Origin of the sequence: Flavobacterium azizsancarii, assembly GCF_027980145.1 — a bacterium.
Lineage (GTDB): Bacteria > Bacteroidota > Bacteroidia > Flavobacteriales > Flavobacteriaceae > Flavobacterium > Flavobacterium azizsancarii.
This window is the reverse complement of sequence record NZ_JAMZNK010000011.1, coordinates 1-26,742: the sequence shown is the minus strand read 5'-3', so window position 1 is coordinate 26,742 and position 26,742 is coordinate 1. Positions and strand designations below refer to the sequence as shown.

Sequence of the window (26,742 nt, the reverse complement as noted above, 5' to 3'; positions counted from 1 at the left end):
AGGTTTTCATATTTTTATTTTCTTTCTAAACTTCAGCTTCAACAGCATCCAATTCCACCTTCAAATTCTTGATGATAAATTCTTGTCTGTCCGGAGTATTTTTCCCCATATAGAAAGATAACAATTGTTCAATCGAAGTATTTTTATCCATCATAATTGGATCAAGGCGAATGGTTTCTCCAATGAAGTTTTTGAACTCATCCGGCGAAATCTCTCCCAAACCCTTAAATCGGGTGATTTCCGGTTTTGGTTTTAGTTTTTCGATCGCATCTCTTCTCTCTTCTTCTGAATAACAATAGATGGTTTCCTTTTTATTTCGAACCCTGAAAAGTGGCGTTTGCAAAATATACAAATGTCCTTCTTTGATTAATTCAGGAAAAAACTGAAGAAAGAAAGTAATCAACAACAAACGAATGTGCATTCCATCGACATCGGCATCGGTTGCAATTACGATATTGTTGTAACGCAATTTTTCCAGTCCGTCTTCGATATCTAAAGCTGCTTGTAATAAGTTGAATTCTTCATTCTCATATACAATCTTCTTCGTCATTCCGTACGAGTTCAAAGGCTTACCACGTAAACTAAATACGGCTTGTGTATTTACGTCACGTGACTTTGTGATCGATCCGGAAGCCGAATCTCCCTCGGTAATAAAAAGCGTACTTTCTAAGTTTCTCGGGTTTTTTGTATCTGGAAGGTGCGCGCGGCAATCTCTTAATTTTTTATTATGAAGATTGGCTTTCTTAGCACGATCCGTTGCCAGCTTTCTAATTCCGGATAATTCTTTTCGCTCACGCTCTGCCTGTAAAATTTTACGCAATAAAGCATCTGCAGTTGGAGGATTTTTGTGTAAATAATTGTCTAATTTATTTTTAACAAAATCATTTACAAAAGTACGAACAGATACAGCAGGCGTTCCATCGTCAGAACCCATATCTGTAGAACCTAATTTGGTTTTGGTCTGAGACTCAAAAACCGGCTCCATAACTTTAATACTAATCGCACTCACAATCGATTTACGAACGTCAGAAGCTTCGAAGTTTTTATTGTAAAACTCACGAATGGTTTTTACAATTGCTTCTCTGTAAGCCGCTAAGTGCGTTCCTCCCTGAGTTGTATTCTGTCCGTTGACAAAAGAGTGATACTCTTCGCTGTATTGTGTTTTACTGTGCGTTAAAGCGATCTCGATATCATGATCTTTCAGGTGAATAATTGGATATTCAAGATCATCCGCACTAATTGTTTCTTCTAATAAATCTCTAAGACCATTTTCAGAAATGTATTTTTCTCCATTAAAAATAATCGTCAAACCATTGTTTAGGTAACAATAGTTTTTGACCATTTTAATGACATATTCCATACGGAATTTGTAATTTTTAAAGATCGATTCATCCGGCGTAAAGGTTACTTTTGTTCCTTTTCGCTTTGTCGTCTCGATTATATCTTCTTCTAAAACTAAATTTCCAGCAGAAAATTCAGCTCCTTTTTGTTTATCATCACGAACTGATTCTACACGAAAGTAATTCGAAAGTGCATTTACTGCTTTTGTTCCTACACCATTTAAACCTACTGATTTCTGGAAAGCTTTAGAATCATACTTTCCTCCTGTATTCATTTTCGAAACTACATCAACTACCTTTCCTAACGGAATTCCACGTCCGTAATCACGAACCGTAACCGTTTTATCCCTGATAGTCACCTCAATAGTCTTTCCTGACCCCATCACGAACTCATCGATACAGTTGTCTAAAACCTCTTTTAAAAGAATATAAATACCATCATCCGGTGAAGAACCATCTCCTAGTTTCCCGATATACATTCCGGGACGCATACGAATATGTTCTTTCCAATCGAGTGATCGAATGTTATCTTCGGTATATTGATTTTGCTCTAGCATAAAGTGAATTGGATTTTTGGCTAATGTACCATTTATAGTCAAAAAATGAAAGCGTATTTTTTTTTTGTTATGATTAATAACAGCTTTAAATCCTATTTAAATTGATTTTAAAATAATACAGGTGTCAAAAATAAAAAAAATCATGTTTTTAACCAAAAAATGCTATTTGATTCCCAGTACTTCTTTTGCTAAAGCAATCATTTCGGGCGTTCCCGTATTTTTATTTTTTTCATCAGAAAGCTTAACAACGCCTTGCCAATGTGTATTATCCAGTTTAACTTCGGTCAATTTTATAACCATATTCATAGGCGGCAAACCTACGTCATTACTAAAATTGGTTCCGATACCAAACGACATTTTAATTTTATTTTTACAAAAATCAGTGATACTTTTTACTTTATCATAATTCAGCGAATCCGAAAAAACAATCACTTTCGATCTTGGATCAATCCCCATTTTTGTATAATGCGAAAGTACCTTTTGCGCAAATTCGATGGGATCTCCACTATCATGACGGACTCCGTCAAAAAGTTTAGAATATTTTTTATCAAATTGTTCGAAAAAAATATCTGTTGTATAAGTATCCGTTAAAGCGATCCCGAGATCACCTCCGTAAACTTGTGTCCAATTTTCCAGGCTAATTAAATTGGCCATTTTAAAACCAAACTGAGCCGCATGAAACATAAACCATTCATGTGCATGCGTTCCTAAGGGTCTTTTATTATTGACCATTGCAAAATGCACATTACTTGTACCAATAAAACTTTCAGAACCAAAAGTCTGCAAAGTATCGTTGATCAAAACATGTACATCATAAGAATGGCGACGTCTTGTTCCAAATTCCAAAATTGAAACCCCTAATTTATTATAGTTATCAATTTTATCTTTTGTTAATTTTTTTATCGCATCATCATTCAGCCGAATTAAGTGATTCGCCTTATAAAAAAGTTCTGAGATTAAAGCCATCAAAGGAACTTCCCACAAAATAGTTCGATACCAAAATCCTTCGATTGTGACTTTTATTTCTGATCCTTCCTGAGTAATGTGGACTTCTGACGGATCATAATTATATCCTTGTAAAAAATCTAAATATGTAGGATCAAGATACGGACAAAAGTGGGCTAAATAATTTTTTTCGTCTTTAGTCAGACGCAAATCAGCCATGGCATCAACAGATCGTCGAAGTAAATCACCAAAACCGGGAGGAAAAATATGTTTGCCTCTATTGATAAAACCATAACGCACTTTTGCCTTTGGAAAAAGCTTAATTACAGCATGCTGCATTGTAAATTTATAGAAATCATTATCTAAAATAGATTTCAGGAAAGTAGTTTCCATAGCCTTGGTTGCATTTCAACAGTTTTATTGACTGCTATCATTAAATTCATCTCTTTATCGCTAAGATACGTCAATTCTATAAAAGAAGAAAAACGTTTAAACAAAGATGCAAAATATCTTTATTTCGGAATTATTTTAAATGAAACGATGCTAAATGTATCCAGATAAATAGTAATGTAATCGCTTATATTTTTGTCATAAGTAATATCAAATTCTATACCTCCGCGTTTCGCTTTAGAGTTTTGAATTTTTACTGGCTGATTTTTTTTATTTAAATAGAAGAGTAAATCTGATTTTGAAACGTTTTTAATTTCAAAAGTAATTTTATCTCCATATTTCGCTTCCACTATTCCGGAATCCGGTGCTTTAATTTTATAATCGCCTTCGATTGTTTTATTATAAATTAAAGGTCCATTAAGAAAATCTTCCTTACTTAATCTGTTTCCTAAATAAGAACCGGAATCCGGAAAATGTTTAGCAAAAAAATATTCAGGATCTGTATCAAAATAAATGGATGTGAAGTCATTGACCATTTTTCCTTTACTATTGTCATAATATCCCTGACCCCATGTAACATCAATCAGTCGCCATTTTTTATCAATTAAAACAATGTTCCAGGCATGATTTGAAGAAAGTTTTTTTCGGCCAATATCTGCTAATCTTATCTTTGAATCTCCTCTGATTATTTCTGATTTAAGCCCTACCAATCCGGACAAATGCTGATATAAAGCTGTAAAACCCTCACAAACTGCCTTTTGAGAACTAAAACTCTTTTCAATCAATTTATCATTGATTTGTTGAATTTTTCTTTGCTTTTCAGCTTCAGTAGAATAACTAAACCCTTGTGTTCGCGGTGGATTTAAATATACCGCATAATCATATTTTACATTAAAGGCAATCCAACTGTAAATAGCTCTTGCCTTGTCGTGTTCTGAAGTAAAATCTTTTTGAATTCTTTCTGCTAAATCCTCTGTAGAACTAAAATGTTTTGGGTATTTTAGTACTATCCTGTCTACATCACTATCTTTTTGTGAGTAAGATGAATTTATAAAAACAAAATTCAGGAGAAGGAATATAACAGTAATCTTTTTTATTATCATCGATTAAAAACCAGACTTTATTATGTCTTTTAATTCTATATCTAACTCGGCATTTGAAATTTTATTTTGTTCCAGATCAAAATTAGCATTAAATGCTGGTAATGAAAATGTAGCTTTTATTTGTGCGCCGTATCGTGGCAATGCATTATTAGCAATTTCTAACACAGAAGCTCCACCTCTTGTGCCTGGCGACGTTGCCAATAACAACATTGACTTTTGCTGAAAAACTTCTTTGGTGATTCTGGAACTCCAGTCAAAAATATTTTTGAAAGCAACGGAATAATTACCATTATTCTCCGCTAAGGAAACAACAAGAAGATCTGCTGTTCCAATTTTCGCCAAAAATGCTTTTGCCGTTTCGTGCTGACCAATTTCTTTTTCAACATCGACACTAAACAAAGGCATAGCAAAATCATTCAAATCCAAAACTTCAACATCAGCATTTTCAAATAAGCTTGCTGCGTAAGTCGCAAAATGTTTGTTGATTGAATGTTGACTGTTACTTCCTCCAAAGGCTATAATTTTCATAAAGATGCTTTTTTTAACGGTTCTTTTTCTGTTGGATCTTTTATTTCGTAAATCTCCTTTTGAATTTCAACAGAGTATTCATTAGGTTCGATTTTACCTCCGTATGACTTTGCATATACTTTGGTAAATTCTGCTCCAAAATACAGAATAATTGCCGAATAATAGACCCAAACCAAAATAATTATTACAGAACCTGCTGCGCCATAGACTGAAGCAACTGTAGAGCTTCCTAAATAAAAACCAATTGCAAATTTACCAATCATAAAAAGTATTGCTGTAACTCCGGAACCAATAAAAGCGTCTTTCCATCTAATTTTTCCATCAGGTAATGTCTTGAAAATAATTGCAAAAAGAAGCGTAATACTTGCAAGAACGATCACTATATTGACTATATAAAATAAATAGACGGTACTTTCCGGGAAATACATTTTTAAACGAGCACTCATTAAATCTAATGTGGTACTTATAAAAAGACTGACAAGCATTAAAAAACCAACTGAAGCGATCATTGAAAATGACATTAAGCGATTTTGAATGAATTTTTTAATTCCTTTATCAGGTTTTGCTCGTAAACCCCATATAAAGTTTATAGAACTTTGTATCTCGGCAAAAACTCCCGATGCTCCAATTAACAACATTGCAACTCCAAATATGGTGGCAAAAACATTATCTCCTGACAATTGCACATTTTTTATTGCTTCCTGAATCTGGATTGCAGCGCCATTACCAACCAAACCATTTATTTGCCCGTAAAGTTGTCCTGTTACAGCATCTTCACCAAAGAAAAATCCGCATACAGTGATGATGATAATCAACAAAGGCGGTAAGGCAAATATGGTATAATAGGATAATGCAGCACTCAATTTAATAGCATTGTCATCATTAAATTCTAAAAAGGTGTTCTTGAGCAGAAACCATGACTTGGAGAATAATTTTTTGATTTTCACGATATTTCTGGTTTTAGATGTTCTCTCAAATTTAAGAAAAATTTAAAAACTTTTAATTCTCGCTTTTTGAGGAAATTTTACATTTTTACCATATTGAATATGAATATTCCAAATTCTTAAAATGGAACGCGGATGACACGGATTTGCTAAAGCGAAAACGCAGATTTGTATGGTTTTTTTTTATGTCGCCTGTTTTTTGTTTCAAGTAGATTGAGCAGATTTTATTCACATTTTTTGTCAATTTCGACCGAACGAAGACCGCAGCGATAACGAAGATACGAAGTAATAACACTCAGAATAACACACTACCTGCTGATTGTTTTTTGCGCATAAAAAAACTGCTGAATCTCTCCAGCAGTTTAGCCTATTCTCTTTATTCTTTATTCTTTATTCTTTATTCTTTATTCTTTATTCTTTATTCTCCAGAAATCTATACGTTGAAACGAAAGTGCATTACATCACCGTCTTTTACGATATATTCTTTTCCTTCGACTTTGAATTTCCCTGCTTCTTTTGCTTTTGCTTCTGAACCGTATTGAACGTAATCTTCGTATGAGATAACTTCGGCACGAATGAATCCTTTTTCGAAATCAGTATGGATAACTCCGGCTGCTTGTGGCGCTGTTGAACCAATATTGATGGTCCAGGCACGAACTTCTTTTACACCTGCTGTAAAATAAGTTTGTTGTTTTAGTAATTTGTAAGCTGCACGAATTAAAACTGATGCTCCTGGCTCAGTCAATCCCATATCTTCAAGAAAAACCTGACGCTCTTCGTAGCTTTCTAACTCTGTAATATCAGCCTCTGCTCCTACTGAAAGTATAATAACTTCAGCACCTTCATCTTTTACTAATTCACGAATCTGATCTACGTATTTGTTTCCGTTTACAGCTGAACTTTCGTCAACATTACAAACATATAAAACCGGTTTTGAAGTAATTAACTGGAAAGCTTCCATTAAAATTTCTTCGTCATTATTTTGAGGAATAATTGTTCTCGCCGATTTTGCCTGTAATAATGCTTCTCTGATTCGGTTTAACAAAGCTTCTTCTGTCTGTGCTTCTTTATTTCCTGTTTTTGCAGCACGTTTTACTTTTTCTAAACGTTTGTCTATCGTTTCTAAGTCTTTTAACTGTAATTCGATATCAATTGTTTCTTTATCACGAATTGGATTTACATTTCCGTCAACGTGAACAATGTTATCGTTATCAAAACAACGTACAACGTGAATAATAGCATTACACTCTCTAATGTTTCCTAAAAATTGGTTTCCAAGACCTTCACCTTTACTTGCACCTTTTACCAAACCTGCGATATCAACAATATCAACTGTTGCCATTTGTACGCGCTCTGGTTTTACCAATTCTTCTAACTTATTGATTCTTGGATCCGGAACGTTTACAACACCAATATTAGGTTCGATTGTACAAAACGGAAAGTTGGCACTTTGCGCTTTTGCATTAGATAAACAATTAAATAATGTTGATTTTCCAACATTTGGTAATCCTACAATTCCTGCTTTCATTTGTTGTTTCTATTTATTTTTTATGTGATCCTGATCTCTCAGGCCTTATCATTAATAAATTTACCTTAATATAAAGGCAATTATTTTAATGATCTTTATTTGTGTCTTTGCTTTTTGCTTCTGCCAAAATGATATTTTTTGGCTTTAAAATTTTGCAAATATAAGATTTAATAGCTGGTAAGTGAAGTAAAAATGACGATTAATGTATTTTAAAACATCTTCTTTAAAATACATTCAAAATTTTATTAAAAAACAGCTCTTTTACTCAACATTATAAAACAAAAAATCCTTGGTTCAAACATTTAGAATTCTTTTCATTTTATACTCATTTCGAAAAGTTACATCTTAAAATCCAATGCACTTATAATGGCTTTTTCCTGATCTGTGGCTGTAAAACCGGAAATATCCCAATAGTTCGTCAGAATTTTATTCTGTTTATTAAAAAGTGTTTTTTCTTTAAAAACATCACTTTCACGATAAGTAAATTTTTGTTTATTAAAGTTGGTCGTTATAAAACTATTGCGAACCTGAATATTTTTGACCTTATCTTTTAAAATAATATTATAAGCAATTTCTTCATTTGAATTGAGTAAATAATAATTTTCACCATCTAATCTATAATCTACTTTTACAAATGATCTTGTAATATTTTTAGATCCAACAATGGGTTTCACTTCTATTTTATCAAAATTTTGTGGAGTCGTGCTAATTATAAATTCTATAATTACTTTTTTCTCCGGATCGTAGATAATTTCAAAATTCTCGAGTTCTTTTTTAGAAGAGTCCAAAGGAGTAATTTTCATTACATGATAATTCCTATTATTAGGATGCCCTTTTACTATGAAATCATATTCTTTCTTCTTTTTTGAATCTAAAACAGGATCAAAATATTTAAGGTTAGAATAATTTTCCATAATATTATTCAAATTATATCCTCTAAGATCAGTACTTATATCGGTTTCTAATAAACCGTACGACCTATTTTGTTCTACCAGTAATGTTGTTTTTATTTTTTTCTCGTTTCCCGAAAACTGAAAATTCACAAGACCGTCATTATAATAGGAGTATTTATTATCCAGCATAAAAAACTCTCTCACATACACCTTCAGACGATAAGGTGTTGAGAGTTTTTTGATCGAATTAGAAACAATTTTTTGTAGTGTTTTCTGCGGATTTTCTCTGGACACAACAATTTCATCCAATTTATTCTTATTCTTTAGATAAACCACAAAATCATTGTCTTTTAAAGTCCCCCAACGAATTGTCAGATTTTCATAGTCAATATCCGAAACCTGAATGTTCGACGCACCATTTAATACAAAACCAACCTTACCTTCTTCATTAGTTAACAAAACTTGCTTCGTTTTCATGATAAGTACTGTCGCATTTTCTATAGGCAATTGAGTTTCTATATCCTTAACAACAATAGAATATTCTGTGTTTTGTGCAAAAACACTAACGCTAAAAAACACAATAGACAAAAGTAGTAATCTCCTCATAGATAGTTGCTAATACAAAATTAACCACTATAAAACTACAAATAAAACATTAAAATCCTAGACAATACAAAAAAAAGTTAATTACAAAAAAATCCTGAGCGTTGACTCAGGATTTTTTACTTATCTAAATTTAAATAATATTTTATTCATCACCATGCAAAAACGCTTGTCTGTTCAACAAGGTTTCTTCATCTTCTACGTGATTATCATCAGGCACACAACAATCAACAGGACATACGGCAGCACATTGAGGTTCATCATGAAAACCCTTACATTCAGTACATTTTCCAGGAACAATATAATATACTTCATCAGAAATTGGCGTTTGTGCATCATCAGCATCAACCTCAGTTCCGTCAGGTAAAATTATTTTCCCAGAAAGTTTAGTTCCATCCTTATATCTCCAATCATCAGCGCCTTCATAAATTGCTGTATTTGGGCACTCTGGTTCACAAGCCCCACAGTTTATGCATTCGTCAGTTATAATTATTGCCATTTTTGTTCTTGGTTACGAGTTAAAAGCTATAGGTTATGCGTTAAAAATGTCAAACATTATAATCGGCTTTGCCTTATAACTTAATATAGCTTATTTTTGTGCAAAATTACAATCAAAACCTTTCATAAACAAATTACTTATGTTACAAAACGAAAAAAAACAATCTTTTATAGCACTAGGTCGATTTTTAAGTCAGTTTTCTGAACGAGAAAACACACGAAATGAATCGGTTTTAGGTAATGACTTGTTTTTTAATGATTTTATAAAACTGATAGCCCTTTCGCAATCACACAACGGATGGTATACACCTGAACAAGTGTACTTTGCAATACAATCATGGGCGAATGCTCTAACTCAAGAAAATATTGACAAATGGCTTTCTGAGTATTCATTTGACTTTTCTCATGAAGAAAAAAATCAAAAAAATGTAGCATTAATATTAGCCGGAAATATTCCGTTAGTTGGTTTTCATGACTTTTTATCAGTATTAATCACAGGAAATAAAGCATTAATAAAAACATCCTCAAACGATCAGCATTTATTACCATTTTTAGCCAAATATTTGATTTTCGCTGATGAAAGCTTAAAAAACAGGATTACTTTCGTAGATGGAAAACTGGAAAACTTTGATACCGTAATCGCCACCGGAAGCAACAATACTGCCCGATATTTTGAATATTACTTTAAAGATAAGCCTTCAATCATCCGAAAAAACAGAAATTCGGTAGCCGTTTTAAACGGAAAAGAAACGCACGAAGAATTAGAAGCTTTAGGCGAAGATATTTTCAGGTATTTTGGTTTAGGATGCCGTAACGTTTCGAAACTTTTTGTTCCGAAAGATTACTCATTTGTTGCTTTTTTTGAAGCTATTTTCAAATATCAGGATGTTATACATTATGAGAAGTACGCCAATAATTACGACTATAATAAAGCGGTTTTTTTAATGAGCAATTTCAAGTTGCTGGATAATGGCTTTTTGACTTTGAAAGAAGATTCAAGTTACGCCTCTCCTATTTCCAGCGTTTTTTATGAGTTTTACGAAAGCATCGAAGATTTACAGGCTCGCCTTGAAGCTGATGCTGAACAAATTCAGTGCATTGTTAGCAACGATTTGATCAAAAACAGCATACCGTTTGGTCAAACGCAAAATCCTCAATTGTGGGATTATGCAGATAACGTAGATACTATAACGTTTTTGTTAACAACAAAGTAAAAATATGTTTAATTATTTCGAATAATTTATCGCTTTTTAAGCTCCTATTGCCGAAATTTGCCTCTTTAAAATTTTCGACTTTTAACAACAACCATGAAAAAACACAACTACAGCGCAGGACCAAGTATCTTACCTCAAGAGGTTTTTGAAAAAGCATCAAAAGCTATATTAAATTTTAATGATTCAGGACTTTCTATTCTTGAAATTTCGCACCGAAGCAAAGATTTCGTTGCCGTTATGGATGAAGCTCGTTCCCTTGCGTTAGAATTACTAGGTCTTACAGGAAAAGGATATCAGGCACTATTTTTACAAGGTGGTGCAAGTACAGCATTCTTAATGGCTCCATATAATTTATTGAAAGAAGGCGGAAAAGCGGCTTATTTAGATTCAGGAACATGGGCAACTGCCGCAATAAAAGAAGCAAAATATTTTGGAGAAACTATTGTTGTAGCTTCTTCAAAAGAACAAAATTACAATCATATTCCAAAAGGATACGAAATACCTAGTGATGCTGATTATTTTCACTGTACAAGTAACAACACCATTTTTGGAACTCAAATGAAAGAATTCCCTGCAACTAACGTTCCTGTTGTTTGCGATATGAGTTCTGATATTTTTTCACGCAATTTAGATTTCTCTAAATTTGACCTAATCTACGCCGGAGCTCAAAAAAATATGGGTCCTGCAGGAACTACTTTGGTAGTTGTTAAAGAAGATATCTTGGAGAAAAGCGGAAGAACTATCCCTAGTATGTTAGATTATGCTAAACATATCAAAGCAGAAAGTATGTATAATACTCCTCCTGTTTTTGCTGTTTATGTTTCGTTATTGACTTTACAATGGATCAAAGAAAAAGGCGGAGTTGCTGCTGTTGAAAAATTAAACGACGCAAAAGCTGATTTAATTTATACTGAAATTGACAGAAACCCACTTTTCAAAGGTGCTGCAGCTGTTGAAGATCGTTCTAAAATGAATGTTACTTTCTTATTAAACAACGCGGATCATACTGCTGCGTTTGATGCTTTATGGAAAGAAGCAGGAATTTCAGGATTGCCAGGACACCGTTCTGTTGGTGGTTACAGAGCTTCTATTTACAATGCTATGCCTATCGAAAGTGTTCAGGTATTGGTTGATGTAATGAAAGCATTGGAAGGTAAAGTTTAGTTTTCAGTTTGCAGTCTCAGTTTTCAGTCTTACTATTACTGAAAACTGAGACTGCAAACTGGGTTTCTAGCCCCGATAGAAGTGGAAATCCTTTTATTTTTTTTCTTTAAAAAAATAAAAGATTGTAACGAATAGCGGGATTAGCTCCTAAATCAAAAAAGAAAAAATATAATATTATGTTTATCATCTAATCTATACGATTAAACGATAAAACAAATAAACACATAAACTAAAATGAAAGTATTAGCAAATGACGGAATTTCTAAAAGTGGAATTCTTGCCTTAGAAAAAGGTGGATTTGAAGTTATAACTACAAAAGTAGCTCAGGAACAAGTAGCTAATTTTGTAAACGAAAACAATGTAGACGTAGTTTTAGTGCGTAGCGCAACTAAAGTTCGTAAAGATATTATTGATGCTTGCCCGGGATTAAAAATTATTGGTCGTGGTGGTGTTGGTATGGATAATATTGATGTTGATTACGCAAAAAGCAAAGGAATTCACGTAATTAATACACCTGCTTCATCATCAGAATCTGTTGCTGAATTGGTATTTGGACACTTATTTTCTGGTGTTCGTTTCTTGCATGATTCTAACAGAAATATGCCTCTTGAAGGGGATTCAAACTTTGATGGTTTGAAAAAAGCTTATGCTAACGGAGTTGAATTAAGAGGTAAAACTCTTGGTATTGTTGGTATTGGCCGTATCGGACAAGCTACTGCAAAAATGGCTCTTGGTTTAGGTATGAAAGTAATTGCTGCAGATAGTTTTATTCCGTCTATAGACATTAAAGTGGAGTTTTTTGATGGTCAGTCAATCACTACAACAATCGTTTCTCAGTCATTAGAGTCTTTATTCAAAGAAGCTGATTTCATTACATTACACGTTCCTGCTCAGGATGGTTACATCGTTGGTGAAAAAGAATTTGCAATCATGAAAGACGGTGTTGGAATCGTAAACTGTGCTCGTGGTGGTGTTATTGATGAAGTAGCTTTAGTAAAAGCTTTAGATTCTGGAAAAGTTGCTTTTGCAGGATTGGATGTTTTTGAAAGCGAACCAAAACCGGAAATGGCAATTTTAATGCATACTAAAATCTCTTTGACTCCACATATTGGTGCTGCAACGGGAGAAGCACAAGATAGAATTGGTACTGAATTAGCATCACAAATTATTACTTTGTTGAGCTAATCAATTAAAAAAAGATTAAAATCAATTAAAGGGATTTGCTACTCAACCGTAGTAAATCCCTTTCTTTTTTTATATTTTTACACCATAATTAAGCTAGAATATGAAAACAGATAAAAAAAGTTCTGGTCGTAAGTGGATCATTATTTTTATACTATTTATTGCTGTAATTGCTCTATTCTGTACCTCTATATTTGGAAATATCTTTTCGCTTGTTATCGAAAAAGAATATTTTATCCCAAAGCAATCATCAATTTTTACTTTTAATGAAACTGTTCAAAATGAGGGTTCAAGTGATGTGTGGAGATACGGGGAAGATTTTACCAATTATTATTTCAACCTAAGTACGTTTACTAACGATGTTTTATTCTTTCCTAAAAAGAACATTAATAATTGCCTGGGATTTGATCCTGAAGATATAACTACGTGGTGTGGTGTAAAAGTACCAAACCCTGCACAGCTTTAATTCAAAACCATATAAATAAGGGATAAATATTTTTTAGAATTTATTGGGCTAATTAATTATAATTAAATCGGTTAGAAGAAATTTATTAACATTGTTTAATAAATTTCTTTCTTTTTTTGATTAAATTTGAGTTCTAATCTAAATTCTTTAAATTATGTTTGAACAATTAACACAATTAGTACAACAATACGGAGGCAACGCTGTAGTAAACAACGCTGCTGTCCCAAATGAGCATAATGAAGCTGTCATAACTGAAACCAGTACGTCAATATTTGCAGGATTGCAAAAGATTGCTTCAGAAGGCGGAGGCGAACAATTAGCCAGTTTATTTAGTGGAAAAACTCCTATCGACAGTTCTAATCCTGTTGTGCAACAAATAACACAACAATTGTCCGGAAATCTTGGTGAAAAATTTGGATTAAGCAGCGAGGCTTCAGCCGGTGTCGCTTCAGGGATGATTCCTCAAATTTTAAGTTCACTGGTAAATAAGACGAAGGATCCTAATGACAGCGGTTTTCAGCTTTCGGATATTATTAGTTCAATTACAGGAAATGGCGGACAAGCTTCCGGAATTATGGAAACTATTAATAAATACGGAATGCAATTTGGTTTAGATCAAAACAATGATGGAAAAGTCGATGTTGCCGATGTTCTGATAGTTACCAAAAGCAAAGGTGGAATTGCAGGATTTATTGGAAAAATATTTGGCAGCAAATAAATAACCAATAAACCACTAAGGTTCTGCATATTAAATGCAAAGACATAAAATATCCTAAGCTGTTTACTTTAGTGTAAATGGCTTTTTTTTAGTTAAAAACTAATAATGGCAAGATTTTAGTATTTCAATTTATAAATAAACTTAAATCTACAGCCAAGAATCACAATGCTGCTGTTAAGCAATAAAATAGCAAGCTGCCCTAGCTGTAAATTAAAGTTTGAAATTAAAAATTATGAAAAAAATACTTTCCTCATTAGTTCTTTTGCTTACAATAGTAGCATGTTCTACAACTTCTAAAAATACTGTTGCCGTAAATCCTTCAACTAAAACAAGTCTTGCAGTAAATGATACGGTACGAATTGCGAATGATTCTTTAGAATATGAAGTAATTATTATCGACAATGGTTTTAGTACCTGGTTAGCCTCTACAGCGCTTCCTCGAAATTACTATTCTTTATCTTACCTTGAAAACAAGAATTATCTATACGTTACAGAATGGAATAATCGCGTTTTACAACCACAAAGATATAGTCCTAATTTATACGAAATGACTATTGATTACAGACCAAATATTCATTACGGATATGAAGTAAATTATTTGATTTATAATTATATGATTTATTTTCAAAATACATACAAACAAAAGCTCGCGGGCCATGTTCCTATAAGATAATGTTCTTATATTTGTAATCATTGCATATAAAAATGAACAGATTAAAGAAACGTTGGGGAATTACCTCAAATCTACAAGCCATCATTATAATTGTTGTTTTTGCCATCACAGGATCGGCATCTGCATGGTTGTCTAGACCTTTTTGCGTTTTATTAGGCATCACCAAAGAAGATTTTGGTGGCTGGTTTACTTTAATCCGATTGTTGATTATTTTTCCTATATATCAGGTTTTACTGGTTGCCATAGGAACTATTTTTGGGCAATTTCGATTCTTTTGGAATTTCGAAAAAAAAATGCTCAAAAATATGGGACTAGGATTTTTATTCAAAGATAAAAATTAAGCGTCATTATTATTTCTTTGAAAATAATAAGTATAAATCCACGTAAGTGTAAAGGATGGAATTACATCTGTAAAAGGTAATATCTCTTCAACAAAGGTCAAAATACCCGCAACACGCCCTACTCGGCCTTTATACATTCTAGTCATTATAAAAGCGGCGACCGGCGCCCAGATAACGTCCGTAAATTCTCCAACTAACGGAATTGTAAAGGAAACCATTCCAATCGCATCCAAAAGCAAGCCTAAAAGCAGCTTTCTGGTTCTCTCGTCTTCGTTTATCATTTTTACTTCCTGCATGTTATTTCAAATTAGATATTATTCGAATTTATAAAGAATTAGTCAAATTAAAATTATGTCTAAGCATAATTTTATTTCTTAATTACCATATAATCATCCGGTTAAAACACTTTTCATTATTTCTTAGATCTCGATACTGCAAATAACACACCAAAGTTTCCATCTGTCTGAATCCAATTTTCAGACGGGACAAATGCACGTGATACAAATCCGTCCAGATACAAAGCATTTTTGCAGCTTAAGCTTTTAAAATAACTTGCGAAATCATAAAAATTAATTTCTTTTTTAGATAATATGAAGACTATTTTTCCATCAGGCAAAATCCCTACTCCATTTCGAATGTTCAAATTACTGGATCCCTTTTTTAATTCCGGATGAATTTGCCCGTCAATAATCAACATTGGACCTGATTGAGTCGCATATTCTATTTTTCCGTTATTTCGAAAATCCTGGGTCGTACATATTGCAGCCGTTTTTTCCGTCGTTAAATAAAATACACCATTGGGTTTTAAATAAAAATTCCCTGCCGCTTTTATGGTATCTAAAGGCGATAATATTTTTTGCTTTTCAATATAAAGTCCCTGAGGCGAATTGTCTTTTTTGTACATTCCGGCATTCATCGCAAAATCAAGAGTTTTATTATTACCCTCTAACCAAGCTTTTAAATTCTGAATACTTCCGAAATTTTGATCCTTATCATCCTTCCAGTATAATTTTAAATCTTGTTTCTTAAGATCGACTTTGTATAATAAAAATTGATCATCAGCATATATTTTTGCATTTACAAATATTCCTGCAAGCGCAATTATAAAGATTACCAGACCAATTTTTATTTTCATCTTTTTAAAATATTTATGATAAATGTAAAATAAATTTTCAATACTTATTTAAATAGCCATCTTCTTAAATTTCTGTTACAACACATTTTTATATCGGCAGAATCTTTGTTTCTTTGTAGAAACAGTTTCAAAAATGATACACGCAAAAAACATACATAAGTTCTACGATAAATTAGAGGTTTTAAAAGGAGTTGACTTGCACATCAAAAAAGGAGAAATTGTTTCGATTGTTGGTGCTTCAGGTGCCGGAAAAACTACGCTTTTGCAAATTCTGGGAACGCTGGACAAGCCTGAAATAAACACTGAATCATCTCTGACTATTAACGGTGAAAATGTATTGAAATTACAGGATGTTGAAACTGACAATACAAAACAAGAAAAAGCTTTTAAATGGATATCCTGGATTGGTGCTGTTTATACCATTGCTTTAGTAATTTTCGCATTCTTTTTCAAGCATATAATTCTTGATGATTTAGTAAGAAACATCACCGTTGGCATTTTAATTTTGCCTGTTTTGTTATTTGTAATTTATATGAACCGTTATTTTAAAAAGAAAAGCAAACAAGACAAAGTATTGTCGAGTTTTCGCAATTTAAATCTTGGTTTTATATTCCAGTTTCATCAATTATTACCTGAATTCACAGCTTTAGAAAATGTTTGTATTCCCGCATTTATGGCTAATAAACCAAAAGCCGAAACGGAAAAAGAAGCCAAACGAATCTTAGAATATCTTGGTCTATCTCACAGAATACATCATAAACCAAACGAGTTATCCGGAGGAGAACAACAAAGGGTTGCCGTTGCGAGGGCTTTAATCAATAAACCGGACGTTATTTTTGCCGATGAACCTTCAGGGAACTTAGACACGCTTTCGGCCGAAAATTTACATCAGTTATTCTTTCAGCTTCGCGACGAATTTGGGCAAACTTTTGTTATCGTAACACATAACGAAGAACTGGCAAATATGGCGGATCGAAAATTAGTAATGGTCGATGGTTTAATTAGTAATTAGAATAAGGAGCTATTTACTGCTGTATGCCAATATTATCTCTTCCTAACAAAGAAACCCGAATAAGTAAACACTAATTTCACGAATTGTCACAGATTGGTTTGTTTAATTAATTACACGAAATAAGTTAAGCACTAAAATTAGTGTCAATTTGCGAAATTAGTGTTCTTATTTTCATAACATTAATATGTTCACATCAGAACACCCGAATAACAAGAATTTTCATTTCAATCATGACCCAAAAAGAGCTTAAAGAATTCCTCGACGAAAAAGTCATTCAATATAATAATCAGGATTTTATTGACAGTGATCCTGTACAGATTCCGCATTTATTTTCTCAAAAAGAAGACATTGAAATTGCCGGTTTCCTGAGTGCTACAATTGCCTGGGGAAATCGCAAAATGATCATCAAAAATTCCCATCAAATGATGGAATTAATGGGCAATACACCTTATGATTTTGTGATGTCCCATTCTGAGGAAGACTTGTTGAGTTTAGAAAATTTCGTTCACAGAACCTTTAACGGAAAAGATTTTGGTGGCTTTATAAAAGGCCTACAACACATCTATCAAAACCATAATGGTTTAGAAGCTGTTTTTGCTAAACATCAGGAAAAGGACAGTTTGCAAAAAAGCATTCACGAGTTTAAAAAAATATTCTTCGAAATAGATCATTTGCCAAGAACTCAAAAACACATTTCAGATCCATTAAATAATTCGGCAGCAAAAAGAATCAACATGTATTTGCGCTGGATGGTGCGTCAGGACACAAAAGGAGTCGATTTAGGAATTTGGAAAACCATTTCGCCATCTGCATTATCTTGTCCGCTAGATGTACATTCCGGTAATGTTGCACGAAAACTTGGAATTCTTACCCGAAAACAAAATGACGGAAAAGCTTTGACAGAATTGGATCTTAAGCTTAGAAAAATGGATGCTCAAGATCCTGTAAAATACGATTTTGCCCTGTTTGGACTGGGAGTTTTTGAAGGGTTTTAAAGTTTTAAAAATAGCGTACATCAAAGCTGATCTCAACAAATATCATACTGGTTTCCATAAATGTCAGGTTGAGCGAAGTCGAAGCCAAAGTTGCAATTGGCATGCCCTTCGACTTCGCTCAGGGTGATACATCGCTATCAAAAACATAAAATCTAACAAAAAACCATGAATTTAACGTACATTTGCACAAAATTTAATGTAAATGAGCACTTTCGAAAAATTCAATCTTCCAAAATCAGTACAAAAAGCAATCGACGAATTAGGCTTTGTTACGCCTACACCTATTCAGGAAAAATCCTTTGCTGTGATTATGTCTGGCCGTGATATGATGGGAATTGCGCAAACCGGTACCGGTAAAACATTTGCTTACTTACTACCTCTTTTAAAATTATATAAATTTACACCAACCAATACGCCTAAAATCGTAATTCTGGTTCCAACCCGCGAATTAGTAGTTCAGGTTGTAGAAGAAGTCGAGAAATTAACCAAATACATGTCAGTTAGTACACTTGGTATCTTTGGTGGAGTAAATATCAATACACAAAAGAAAGCTGTTTACGAAGGTGTCGACATTCTTGTTGGAACGCCGGGTCGTACAATGGATTTAGCGCTTGATGCTGTTATTCGTTTTGATGAAACTCAAAAATTAGTAATCGATGAGTTTGACGAAATGCTGAATCTTGGTTTCCGTACACAATTGACAGCGCTTTTGGCGATGATGAAAACCAAACGTCAAAACATTCTTTTCTCTGCAACCATGACTGATGAAGTTGATGCTGTTTTGAATGACTTTTTTGATTTCCCTGAAGAAGTTACACTTGCCGCTTCCGGAACTCCGCTTGAAAACATTACTCAGGTTACATACAATGTTCCTAACTTTAATACAAAAGTAAACCTGTTGAAACATTTATTAGAAACAAACGAAAGCATGGAACGTGTTTTGGTTTTTGTGAATAATAAAAAGATTTCAGACATGCTTCATACCAGAATCGAAGAAGATTTTGAAGGTCAGTTTGGAGTAATTCACTCGAACAAATCTCAAAATTATCGTTTGAGTACCATGGCAGAATTCCAGGAAGGAAATCTTCGCGGATTGATCACCACTGATATTATGGCGAGAGGTTTGGATATTTCGAATATCTCTCACGTTATTAACTTTGAACTTCCTGAATTTCCTGAATTGTACATGCACAGAATTGGTCGTACAGGTCGTGCAGATGCAACAGGAACCGCGATTAGTTTTATCACGCCTCGTGAAGAAGAATTTAAAGTCGAAGTTGAAGTATTGATGAATCAAGAACTTGCAATTGCAGATTTTCCTGAAGAAGTTGAAATTTCATTAAAATTAATTGAGCCTGAAAAAGACAAACAGCCGATTAAGTTTTTAATGAAAAAACAAAAACTTTCCGGTGATGGTGCTTTTCATGAAAAAGATAAAAAGAATAAAAAAGTAAATCTTGGAGGACCTTCTAAAACCAAAAAGAAAACCCACGGATCTGTCAATCGAAATATGTTGAAAACGAGAGACAAGAAGAGAAAAGATAAGAATAAATAGATTTTTAAAGGTTCTAAGTAGCTAAGGCTTTCTTTTTAGACGATATAAAATAAAAAATCCTAAAGATTGATACAATCTTTAGGATTTTTTATTTTAACTCAAAACCTTAGCAACTTAGAGCCTTAGTACCTTTTAAGAAAACTATATCTTCGTAAAAACCAATCCAACCGGAGAACACAATTCAATCTTTTTTCCGGTATTGGTAAGCTTTCCTGTGGTTTTATCTCTTTTAAAAATAACGATATCATTTGTATATTGATGACCTACCAAAAGGTAATTTCCTGTTGGATCAATGGCAAAATCTCTTGGGCCTTTTCCTAAAGTACTTTCCTGCTCTACAAACTTAATGCTTCCGTCTTTCTGAATTTTATAAACTGAAATATTATTGGCATCCACACGATCTGTTACGTATAAAAATTTTCCGTCAGGCGAAATTTTAATCGCTGCTGCGCCAGTTCCTCCAGTAAATCCTTTTGGTAAAATACTCGTTTCGGCAAGAAGTTTTAAATTTCCTGATTTATCATAACTAAAAGTAGTAAGAGTCGCATCTAATTCCTGAACCATGTACACAAATTTCCCGTCTTTACTAAAGGTTAAATGCCTTGGGCCACTTCCTTTTTTTACATCTACAGTTCCTTTTAAAGTTAAAACTTCATGGCTCGCACCCGGATTGTATTTATAAATAAAAACTTTATCCTGCCCCAAATCATTCGATAAAACAAACTTTTTGTCCGGAGAAAAAACAACTTGATGCACATGTGCCTTTTCCTGACGCGCAGCATTTGGTCCTTTTCCTTCATGCTGAATCATTTGTTGACCTTCTGTGATGCTCCCGTCGGCATTTTTCTTAAAAACTGCAATACTTCCTCCGGAATAATTAGCAACAATCACGTTTTTATCATCGTTTATTAGATGACAAGGATCCGCTCCCAGAGAAGAGTGCGTATTTAATACCTTAAGTTTACCTGTTGGCGCGTCATATGCTAATGCCGTTACAGCACTTTGTGTTCCGTTTTCGTTTACCGCATAAACAAATTTATTATTTGTCGAAACGGATACATAACTAGGACTTACTACATTTTCGGTAGAATTCTTTAATTTAAAATTACCCGAAGCTGCATCAAATTCGTAAACGTAAATTCCTTTACTTTCGCAAGTATTGGTGTAAGTTCCCACCAATAAATTGAATTTATTCTGAGCTTGTGAAGCTGTAAAAGCTAAAGTCGAAAAAAGAACTATATATAATCTTTTCATAGTTTTCATTTGTTTTTTGAATAGGCTAAAATAATCAATAATACCTTTCGGAAAGTTATTTTTTGTTATAAAAGAAATTACATAAGTTACATTATTCAAACTCTGTTTTGCTATTTTTAAACCATACAAGTACGATAAGTTCATTTAACTTTTGCAAAATTCGAATCTAGCTTGTATCCGGTATATTACTTATATGGTTTAAATACTATTACCTATATGGTTTGACTAAAAATTTGTATTTTTGACCAGCAGCTACAAAACGTAGTGAAATAAATCTAAGCCAGAATGCATTTTAAACATCCCGAAATTCTATACTTTCTGTTTTTATTGATCGTTCCAATTTTGGTTCATTTATTTCAATTACGACGTTTTAAAATATCCTATTTTACCAATGTTCGCTTCTTAAAAGAACTTTCGATACAAACCCGAAAAAGTTCTAAAATCAAAAAGAGACTTTTATTAGCGACTCGTTTACTATTGCTGACTTGTATTATTTTTGCTTTCGCACAACCTTTTTTTGAAGCTAAGGATAGTAAAAATGCAACTAACGAAATGTATATTATTCTGGACAATTCGTTTAGTATGCAGGCTAAAGGTAAAAAAGGAGAATTACTAAAACGTGCTGTTCAGGAATTACTCGAAAATACTCCTGAAACAACTCAGTTTTCGTTATTAACCAACACTGAAAACTACTGGAATACGGATATAAAATCATCAAAAAGCGCTTTACAAAATCTAAAATACAGTGCCACTCCTTTTGAGCTTTCGTCAATAATGGCAAAAATCAAAGCGCATAAATCGGCTTATAAAAAAGATATTGTTATTATTACAGATGCTGTTGGTCTCGCAGAAAAAGATGTAAAAAACATTGATAGAGAAGAGAAACCGTATTTTATTATTCCGCAAGCCGAGCAAAAAAATAATGTCGCAATTGATAGTGTTTTTATCAATCAGACTTTGGAGAATTTCTATGAAATCAGCGTAAATCTATCCGCTTACGGAGAGGATTTAAAACCAGTATCGATGGCATTATACAATCAAAACAAATTGATTGCAAAAACCATTATCAAATTTGATGCAAAGAAAAAGAAAGTCAATTTTACGATTCCAAAAGAAGCCTTTCATGGTTATGTAACTATCGAAGACAATGGTTTGACGTATGACAACACACTTTATTTTAGCATTTCGAAAAACAAAAAAACGAATGTTATTAGTATTGGAGAACCGGAGAAAAGTAATTTCTTATCCCGAATCTATACTTCAGCTGAATTCAATTATAACAATTACTCTATTAGTACTTTAGATTATAATAGTTTAGAAAAACAAAACACTATTATCCTGAATGAATTAATTGAAATTCCTCAGGCTTTGCAAACCACCTTAAAAGCATTTGTTTCTAAAGGTGGAAATTTAGTCGTTATTCCTTCTGAAAAAAGTTCTGTTTCAAATCTGAATACTTTTCTGGGGAATTTTGGAAGAATTCAGTTTAAGGATCTTGAAAATAAAAATAAGTTAATTACCAAAATCAATTTTGATCATCCTTTGTTTTCAGGCGTTTTCGAGAATAAAATTACTAATTTTCAATATCCAAAAACAAACAGTTCATTTAATATTTCGAGTCCATATCCGGCAGTTTTATCGTATGAAGACCAAAGTGTTTTTGTAACAGCGATTCAGAATCCGGTTTCAGGAATTACTATTTTTTCAGCACCAATAAATACAACAAATTCGAACTTTCAGCAATCGCCTTTGATTGTTCCTTTGTTTTATAAAATGGGGCAAAACAATCAGAAAACCGGTGTTAATGCATTGACCATTGGAAATAATCAACCTTATTTTACAGATGTTTTATTGACAAAAGACGCCATTCTGGAAGTCAGAGGAACTGAAGATTCTTTTATTCCGATTCAGCAAATAATGAATAATAAAGTAAAATTAATCTTCAATGATTTCCCTGAAACAGCTGGGAATTATGGGGTTTTTGATAAAAAAGAATGGGTAGAAAACCTGAGCTTCAATTACAAACGAAGCGAAAGCGATTTAAGTCAGGTGAATACCAACGTGGTTTCTGATTTTAAAACTGCTGATACGATTTCGACCATTTTTAATACGCTACAAACTGAACGAACTGACAGCCAAATTTGGAAATGGTTTGTTATCTTTGCACTGTTATTTTTAGCATTAGAAATGGCAATTATCAAGTTTGTGAAATAAACTTAAAGTTTTCTTTTTTGAACCATTAAGAGATTAAGTTTATAAAGTTGAAATACGACATACACACAGATTGTCATTTCGACGAAGGAGAAATCACATGCGCTGAGAACGCACTGCATAGAATATTGGATGTGATTTCTGCTTCGTCGAAATGACAAATAGAACGCTATAAAATACTATTTGTATACAAAATAAATTTATCTACATATGAAAATAATCATCAGAAGCGCCAAAATTATAGATTCAAAAAGTCCGTTTCATAATCAGACGGTTGATCTTTTAATTGCAGATGGTTTAATAGAAAAAATAGGAACTTCGATTCTTGATATCCAGGACACAACCGAAGTAAAGTTGGAGAACTTACATCTGTCGCAAGGTTGGTTTGACAGCAGCGTTTCTTTTGGAGAACCAGGTTATGAAGACAGAGAAACTATCGCAAACGGATTGAATGTTGCTGCAAAAAGCGGCTTTACGGCAATTGCCCTGCAACCCAACTCCTTCCCTGTTATCGACAATCAGTCACAAGTAAATTTTGTAAAAAATAAAGCAAATGGTTTTGCCACGGAACTTTTCCCAATTGGTGCTTTAACCAAAGCAAGCGAAGGAAAAGATATGGCAGAATTGTTTGACATGAAAAAGTCCGGAGCTGTTGCTTTTGGAGATTACAATAAAAGTATCGACAATGCTAATCTTTTGAAAATAGCTTTGCAATATGTACAGGATTTTGACGGATTGGTAATTACATACACACAAGATGCTAATCTAAAAGGAAATGGTGTTGCGAATGAAGGAATCGTTTCGACCGGATTAGGCCTGAAAGGAATTCCGAATTTAGCAGAAGAATTACAAATCGCCAGAAACTTATTTCTATTAGAATATACCGGTGGAAAACTTCATATTCCGACAATTTCTACAGCTAAATCAGTTGAGTTAATTAGAGAAGCTAAAGCAAAAGGATTACAAGTAACTACGAGCGTTGCTGTGCATCACTTGGTTTTGACCGACGAAAAATTAGAAGGTTTTGATACGCGTTTTAAAGTTACGCCACCACTAAGAACGGAAACTGACAGACAAGCATTATTAAACGGAGTTACGGACGGAACTATTGATATTATTACATCAGACCATAACCCAATTGATATTGAATTCAAAAAAATGGAATTCGACACGGCTAAAAATGGAACTATTGGACTAGAAAGTGCTTTTGGAGCTTTACACACCGTCTTACCAATCGAAACTATAATTGAAAAATTAACCTCAGGAAAAGCTATTTTCGGAATTGAAAATAATTCGATTGCCGAAGGTTCTAAAGCTAACTTTACTTTCTTTAATCCTGAAGGAAAATCAACTTTTACGAAAGCAAATATTCTTTCGAAATCTAAAAATTCTGCTTTTTTAGGAACCGAAATAAAAGGTTCTGTGTACGGAATTTTAAATCAAAATCAACTTGTTATCACTAAATAATTACAATGAATAATTCAATCGAAGAAGGAAAATCAATCGCTATTACCAGTTATATTTTAATTATTGGTGTTTTGATCGCAATGTCTATGAACTCTGAAAATAAAAATAGTTTTGCCTCTTTTCATATTCGTCAGGCTTTAGGATTATCGCTTGCTTTTATCTCTTTTGGAGCGATTATCAGCAATTTCGACAGCTTTATGATTACTTTCCCTATGTGGATTTGTATTTCTATATTATGGACTTACGGTATTTTTAGTGCTATTCAGGGACAAATGAGACCAATACCGTTGGTTGGAAATTTATTTCAGAAATGGTTTAAATCTATCGGGTAGAAATTCTAAATTTTTAAAAATCCAAATTCCAAAAAGAAACCGTTACAATCCGCGTTTTTGCGTTAGTGAACCTGTTTTATCAGCGTGTAAATTTAGAACACAGATGACGCTGATTTGCAAACTAAAACGCAGATAAAAACAAATCTTATTATAACAATCTCAACAAGCTTTATCAAAATTTAAAACTTTGACAAAGCAGAAATTCAAAATAAACTTTGTCGAAGCTTAAGTGAAAACTGAGACTGCGACTGAAAACTAATATAAAATGAATCTATCTTTAGAATATAAAATACAAGAGCCAAAAGTAATCTTAGATAAAAATCCTGTTTTACTTTTGTTACACGGATACGGCAGCAACGAAGCCGATTTGTTTTCGTTTGCTACTGAACTTCCTGATAACTACTACATTATTTCTGCTCGTGCGCCTTATGATTTGCAATATGGTGCATATGCCTGGTACGCGATTAATTTTGATGCCGATCAGAATAAATTTTCGGATAACGAACAAGCAAAAACTTCCCGTGATGCAATTGCTGCTTTTGTTGATGAATTAGTTACCAATTACCCTATCGATGCTAACAATGTGACTTTGGTTGGCTTTAGTCAAGGTTCGATTTTGAGTTACGCTGTCGCACTTTCTTATCCTGAAAAAATTCAGAGAGTAGTGGCTATGAGCGGTTATTTTAATGAAGAAATCATTAAAGAAGGTTTTGAGAAAAATAACTTTAAAAACCTGAAAATATTTGCGTCACACGGAACTGTAGATCAAGTAATCCCGATTGATTGGGCAAGAAAAACTCCTGCTATTCTTGAAAAACTAAATATTCCCGTGACTTATAAGGAATATCCTGTTGGTCATGGTGTTGCTCCTCAAAATTTCTTTGATTTTAAAAATTGGCTGGCTGAGTAGTTTTAGTACTTACTCGCAGTATTGAGTCTCGTTCTCAGTTTTTAAGTCAATTAAATAATAATTTAATCTTCAATCAATTAAGCAAAATGAGCAACTATAAAATTCTGAACTCCAGGAATATATTTGTAATTACGCTCATTGTTATATCCCTAACTATTTTAACTGTTTGGCTTTTTGGACTTGGCGATCATAGCTCTTTTTTTGAAAATTCGCTATTATCAACAACAATTTTATCTACGGCATTCTTTTTATTTATATCTATTGGATTATTTAAGGGAATTAAAATAAAAGATAATCTTGGCCAAATAACAGATCGTTTTGATGCATCAAAAATTGAATTTATAAGAGAAGCCGTTGCAGATCGAAGTATTGACGATCTACCAGATGGGGGCGAAGGAATTTTCGGAATTATAATAAGCCTAATTTTATGGTTTATTATGGCTATTGTAATTAGCTATTTGTGCTGGGCTTTTGGTGCAATATTGTGGTTTTCTATCTTAACTTTTATCGCTATGCTCTATTGGATTTTCTTTAGGGCATTGAGACTGGTTTTTAAGAAATCAGGCAAGTGCAAAGGCAATTATTTAAATAGTACATTGTACGGATTCAGTTTTACAATCCTTTACAACTTTTGGATTTATGCCATCATTTTCATGACAATATATTTTTCCTAAATCGGATAGGAGCCTAGGGATTAATTCCCTAGGCGACCTTCCACACCACCCGGCATACGGATCCGTACCAAGGCGGTTCTTAATTTACGATACATTTTAAGATAGATACC

General features: G+C 33.1%; 25 protein-coding genes and 2 pseudogenes. 16 read left to right on the top strand and 11 right to left on the bottom strand.

Annotated elements, in window-relative coordinates:
- Positions 1 to 25 precede the first annotated feature (25 nt).
- The 8 genes from NJT12_RS09000 to NJT12_RS08965 form a co-directional block, all read right to left on the bottom strand.
- The gene (locus NJT12_RS09000; protein WP_271335558.1) at positions 26 to 1,897 is read right to left on the bottom strand and encodes a DNA topoisomerase IV subunit B; all 1,872 of its coding nucleotides are present in this window, start codon (positions 1,895 to 1,897) and stop codon (positions 26 to 28) included.
- Positions 1,898 to 2,059: 162 nt separating this feature from the next.
- The gene (gene pncB, locus NJT12_RS08995; RefSeq protein ID WP_271335557.1) at positions 2,060 to 3,235 is read right to left on the bottom strand and encodes a nicotinate phosphoribosyltransferase; all 1,176 of its coding nucleotides are present in this window, start codon (positions 3,233 to 3,235) and stop codon (positions 2,060 to 2,062) included.
- A 119-nt stretch (positions 3,236 to 3,354) separates the two neighbouring features.
- Positions 3,355 to 4,335, bottom strand: coding sequence for a transglutaminase domain-containing protein (locus tag NJT12_RS08990; RefSeq protein WP_271335556.1), 981 nt, complete (start codon positions 4,333 to 4,335; stop codon positions 3,355 to 3,357).
- Positions 4,336 to 4,338: 3 nt separating this feature from the next.
- The gene (locus NJT12_RS08985) at positions 4,339 to 4,863 is read right to left on the bottom strand and encodes an NADPH-dependent FMN reductase (protein WP_271335555.1); all 525 of its coding nucleotides are present in this window, start codon (positions 4,861 to 4,863) and stop codon (positions 4,339 to 4,341) included.
- A complete protein-coding gene (locus NJT12_RS08980) occupies positions 4,860 to 5,804 on the bottom strand; it encodes a YihY/virulence factor BrkB family protein (RefSeq protein ID WP_414655390.1) in 945 nt (314 codons plus the stop codon). The genes NJT12_RS08985 and NJT12_RS08980 overlap by 4 nt, the downstream gene beginning before the upstream one ends.
- Before the next feature lie 436 nt (positions 5,805 to 6,240).
- The gene (gene ychF / locus NJT12_RS08975) at positions 6,241 to 7,335 is read right to left on the bottom strand and encodes a redox-regulated ATPase YchF (RefSeq protein ID WP_271335553.1); all 1,095 of its coding nucleotides are present in this window, start codon (positions 7,333 to 7,335) and stop codon (positions 6,241 to 6,243) included.
- A 338-nt stretch (positions 7,336 to 7,673) separates the two neighbouring features.
- A complete protein-coding gene (locus NJT12_RS08970; protein WP_271335552.1) occupies positions 7,674 to 8,834 on the bottom strand; it encodes a hypothetical protein in 1,161 nt (386 codons plus the stop codon).
- Between the two features lie 142 nt (positions 8,835 to 8,976).
- On the bottom strand, positions 8,977 to 9,330 hold the full coding sequence (locus NJT12_RS08965; protein ID WP_271335551.1) for a 4Fe-4S dicluster domain-containing protein: 354 nt from the start codon (positions 9,328 to 9,330) through the stop codon (positions 8,977 to 8,979).
- A 139-nt stretch (positions 9,331 to 9,469) separates the two neighbouring features.
- On the opposite strand from NJT12_RS08965, the gene NJT12_RS08960 reads away from it, so the two are divergent.
- The 7 genes from NJT12_RS08960 to NJT12_RS08930 all read left to right on the top strand — a co-directional run bounded on the left by NJT12_RS08960 (position 9,470) and on the right by NJT12_RS08930 (position 15,087).
- Complete coding sequence (locus NJT12_RS08960) at positions 9,470 to 10,543, top strand: acyl-CoA reductase (RefSeq protein WP_271335550.1); 1,074 nt, start codon at positions 9,470 to 9,472, stop codon at positions 10,541 to 10,543.
- A gap of 93 nt (positions 10,544 to 10,636) precedes the next feature.
- Positions 10,637 to 11,707: a 3-phosphoserine/phosphohydroxythreonine transaminase gene (gene serC, locus NJT12_RS08955; protein ID WP_271335549.1), complete on the top strand. Its 1,071-nt coding sequence runs from the start codon at positions 10,637 to 10,639 to the stop codon at positions 11,705 to 11,707.
- A gap of 234 nt (positions 11,708 to 11,941) precedes the next feature.
- A complete protein-coding gene (locus tag NJT12_RS08950; RefSeq protein WP_271335548.1) occupies positions 11,942 to 12,892 on the top strand; it encodes a D-2-hydroxyacid dehydrogenase in 951 nt (316 codons plus the stop codon).
- 100 nt (positions 12,893 to 12,992) lie between these two features.
- Positions 12,993 to 13,355 carry a hypothetical protein gene (locus tag NJT12_RS08945; protein WP_271335547.1) on the top strand — a complete coding sequence of 121 codons (363 nt, stop codon included), beginning with the start codon at positions 12,993 to 12,995 and terminating at the stop codon, positions 13,353 to 13,355.
- A 154-nt stretch (positions 13,356 to 13,509) separates the two neighbouring features.
- Entirely contained in the window at positions 13,510 to 14,073 is a 564-nt protein-coding gene (locus NJT12_RS08940; protein ID WP_271335546.1) for a hypothetical protein, read from the top strand.
- A gap of 232 nt (positions 14,074 to 14,305) precedes the next feature.
- Entirely contained in the window at positions 14,306 to 14,746 is a 441-nt protein-coding gene (locus tag NJT12_RS08935) for a DUF6146 family protein (RefSeq protein WP_271335545.1), read from the top strand.
- Positions 14,747 to 14,778: 32 nt separating this feature from the next.
- Positions 14,779 to 15,087, top strand: coding sequence for a DUF6787 family protein (locus NJT12_RS08930; RefSeq protein ID WP_271335544.1), 309 nt, complete (start codon positions 14,779 to 14,781; stop codon positions 15,085 to 15,087).
- Here the strand turns inward: NJT12_RS08930 and NJT12_RS08925 are convergent.
- Both NJT12_RS08925 and NJT12_RS08920 read right to left on the bottom strand, forming a co-directional pair.
- Positions 15,084 to 15,383 carry a hypothetical protein gene (locus NJT12_RS08925; protein ID WP_271335543.1) on the bottom strand — a complete coding sequence of 100 codons (300 nt, stop codon included), beginning with the start codon at positions 15,381 to 15,383 and terminating at the stop codon, positions 15,084 to 15,086. The two genes, NJT12_RS08930 and NJT12_RS08925, sit on opposite strands and share 4 nt — an antisense overlap.
- Before the next feature lie 116 nt (positions 15,384 to 15,499).
- The gene (locus NJT12_RS08920; RefSeq protein ID WP_271335542.1) at positions 15,500 to 16,222 is read right to left on the bottom strand and encodes a phosphodiester glycosidase family protein; all 723 of its coding nucleotides are present in this window, start codon (positions 16,220 to 16,222) and stop codon (positions 15,500 to 15,502) included.
- A 133-nt stretch (positions 16,223 to 16,355) separates the two neighbouring features.
- Here NJT12_RS08920 and NJT12_RS08915 point away from each other — a divergent pair.
- The 4 genes and pseudogenes from NJT12_RS08915 to NJT12_RS08900 all read left to right on the top strand — a co-directional run.
- Positions 16,356 to 16,568: pseudogene (locus tag NJT12_RS08915) on the top strand (ATP-binding cassette domain-containing protein); the annotation flags it as partial.
- A gap of 216 nt (positions 16,569 to 16,784) precedes the next feature.
- Positions 16,785 to 17,234 (top strand): annotated as a pseudogene (locus NJT12_RS08910) (ABC transporter ATP-binding protein); the annotation flags it as partial.
- A 230-nt stretch (positions 17,235 to 17,464) separates the two neighbouring features.
- On the top strand, positions 17,465 to 18,229 hold the full coding sequence (locus tag NJT12_RS08905) for a TIGR02757 family protein (RefSeq protein ID WP_271335541.1): 765 nt from the start codon (positions 17,465 to 17,467) through the stop codon (positions 18,227 to 18,229).
- A 202-nt stretch (positions 18,230 to 18,431) separates the two neighbouring features.
- Positions 18,432 to 19,784, top strand: coding sequence for a DEAD/DEAH box helicase (locus NJT12_RS08900; protein WP_271335540.1), 1,353 nt, complete (start codon positions 18,432 to 18,434; stop codon positions 19,782 to 19,784).
- Between the two features lie 141 nt (positions 19,785 to 19,925).
- Here the strand turns inward: NJT12_RS08900 and NJT12_RS08895 are convergent, their stop codons facing one another.
- Positions 19,926 to 21,038 carry a lactonase family protein gene (locus NJT12_RS08895; protein ID WP_271335539.1) on the bottom strand — a complete coding sequence of 371 codons (1,113 nt, stop codon included), beginning with the start codon at positions 21,036 to 21,038 and terminating at the stop codon, positions 19,926 to 19,928.
- A 285-nt stretch (positions 21,039 to 21,323) separates the two neighbouring features.
- On the opposite strand from NJT12_RS08895, the gene NJT12_RS08890 reads away from it, so the two are divergent.
- The 5 genes from NJT12_RS08890 to NJT12_RS08870 all read left to right on the top strand — a co-directional run bounded on the left by NJT12_RS08890 (position 21,324) and on the right by NJT12_RS08870 (position 26,632).
- Positions 21,324 to 23,252 carry a vWA domain-containing protein gene (locus NJT12_RS08890; RefSeq protein WP_271335538.1) on the top strand — a complete coding sequence of 643 codons (1,929 nt, stop codon included), beginning with the start codon at positions 21,324 to 21,326 and terminating at the stop codon, positions 23,250 to 23,252.
- Positions 23,253 to 23,459: 207 nt separating this feature from the next.
- Positions 23,460 to 24,716: a dihydroorotase gene (locus NJT12_RS08885; RefSeq protein WP_271335537.1), complete on the top strand. Its 1,257-nt coding sequence runs from the start codon at positions 23,460 to 23,462 to the stop codon at positions 24,714 to 24,716.
- Positions 24,717 to 24,721: 5 nt separating this feature from the next.
- Positions 24,722 to 25,048 (top strand): membrane protein, encoded by a 327-nt coding sequence (locus NJT12_RS08880; protein ID WP_042564123.1) that lies wholly within the window; start codon positions 24,722 to 24,724, stop codon positions 25,046 to 25,048.
- A 265-nt stretch (positions 25,049 to 25,313) separates the two neighbouring features.
- Positions 25,314 to 25,958 carry an alpha/beta hydrolase gene (locus NJT12_RS08875; protein ID WP_271335536.1) on the top strand — a complete coding sequence of 215 codons (645 nt, stop codon included), beginning with the start codon at positions 25,314 to 25,316 and terminating at the stop codon, positions 25,956 to 25,958.
- Positions 25,959 to 26,044: 86 nt separating this feature from the next.
- Positions 26,045 to 26,632: a hypothetical protein gene (locus NJT12_RS08870; protein WP_271335535.1), complete on the top strand. Its 588-nt coding sequence runs from the start codon at positions 26,045 to 26,047 to the stop codon at positions 26,630 to 26,632.
- Positions 26,633 to 26,742 lie beyond the last annotated feature (110 nt).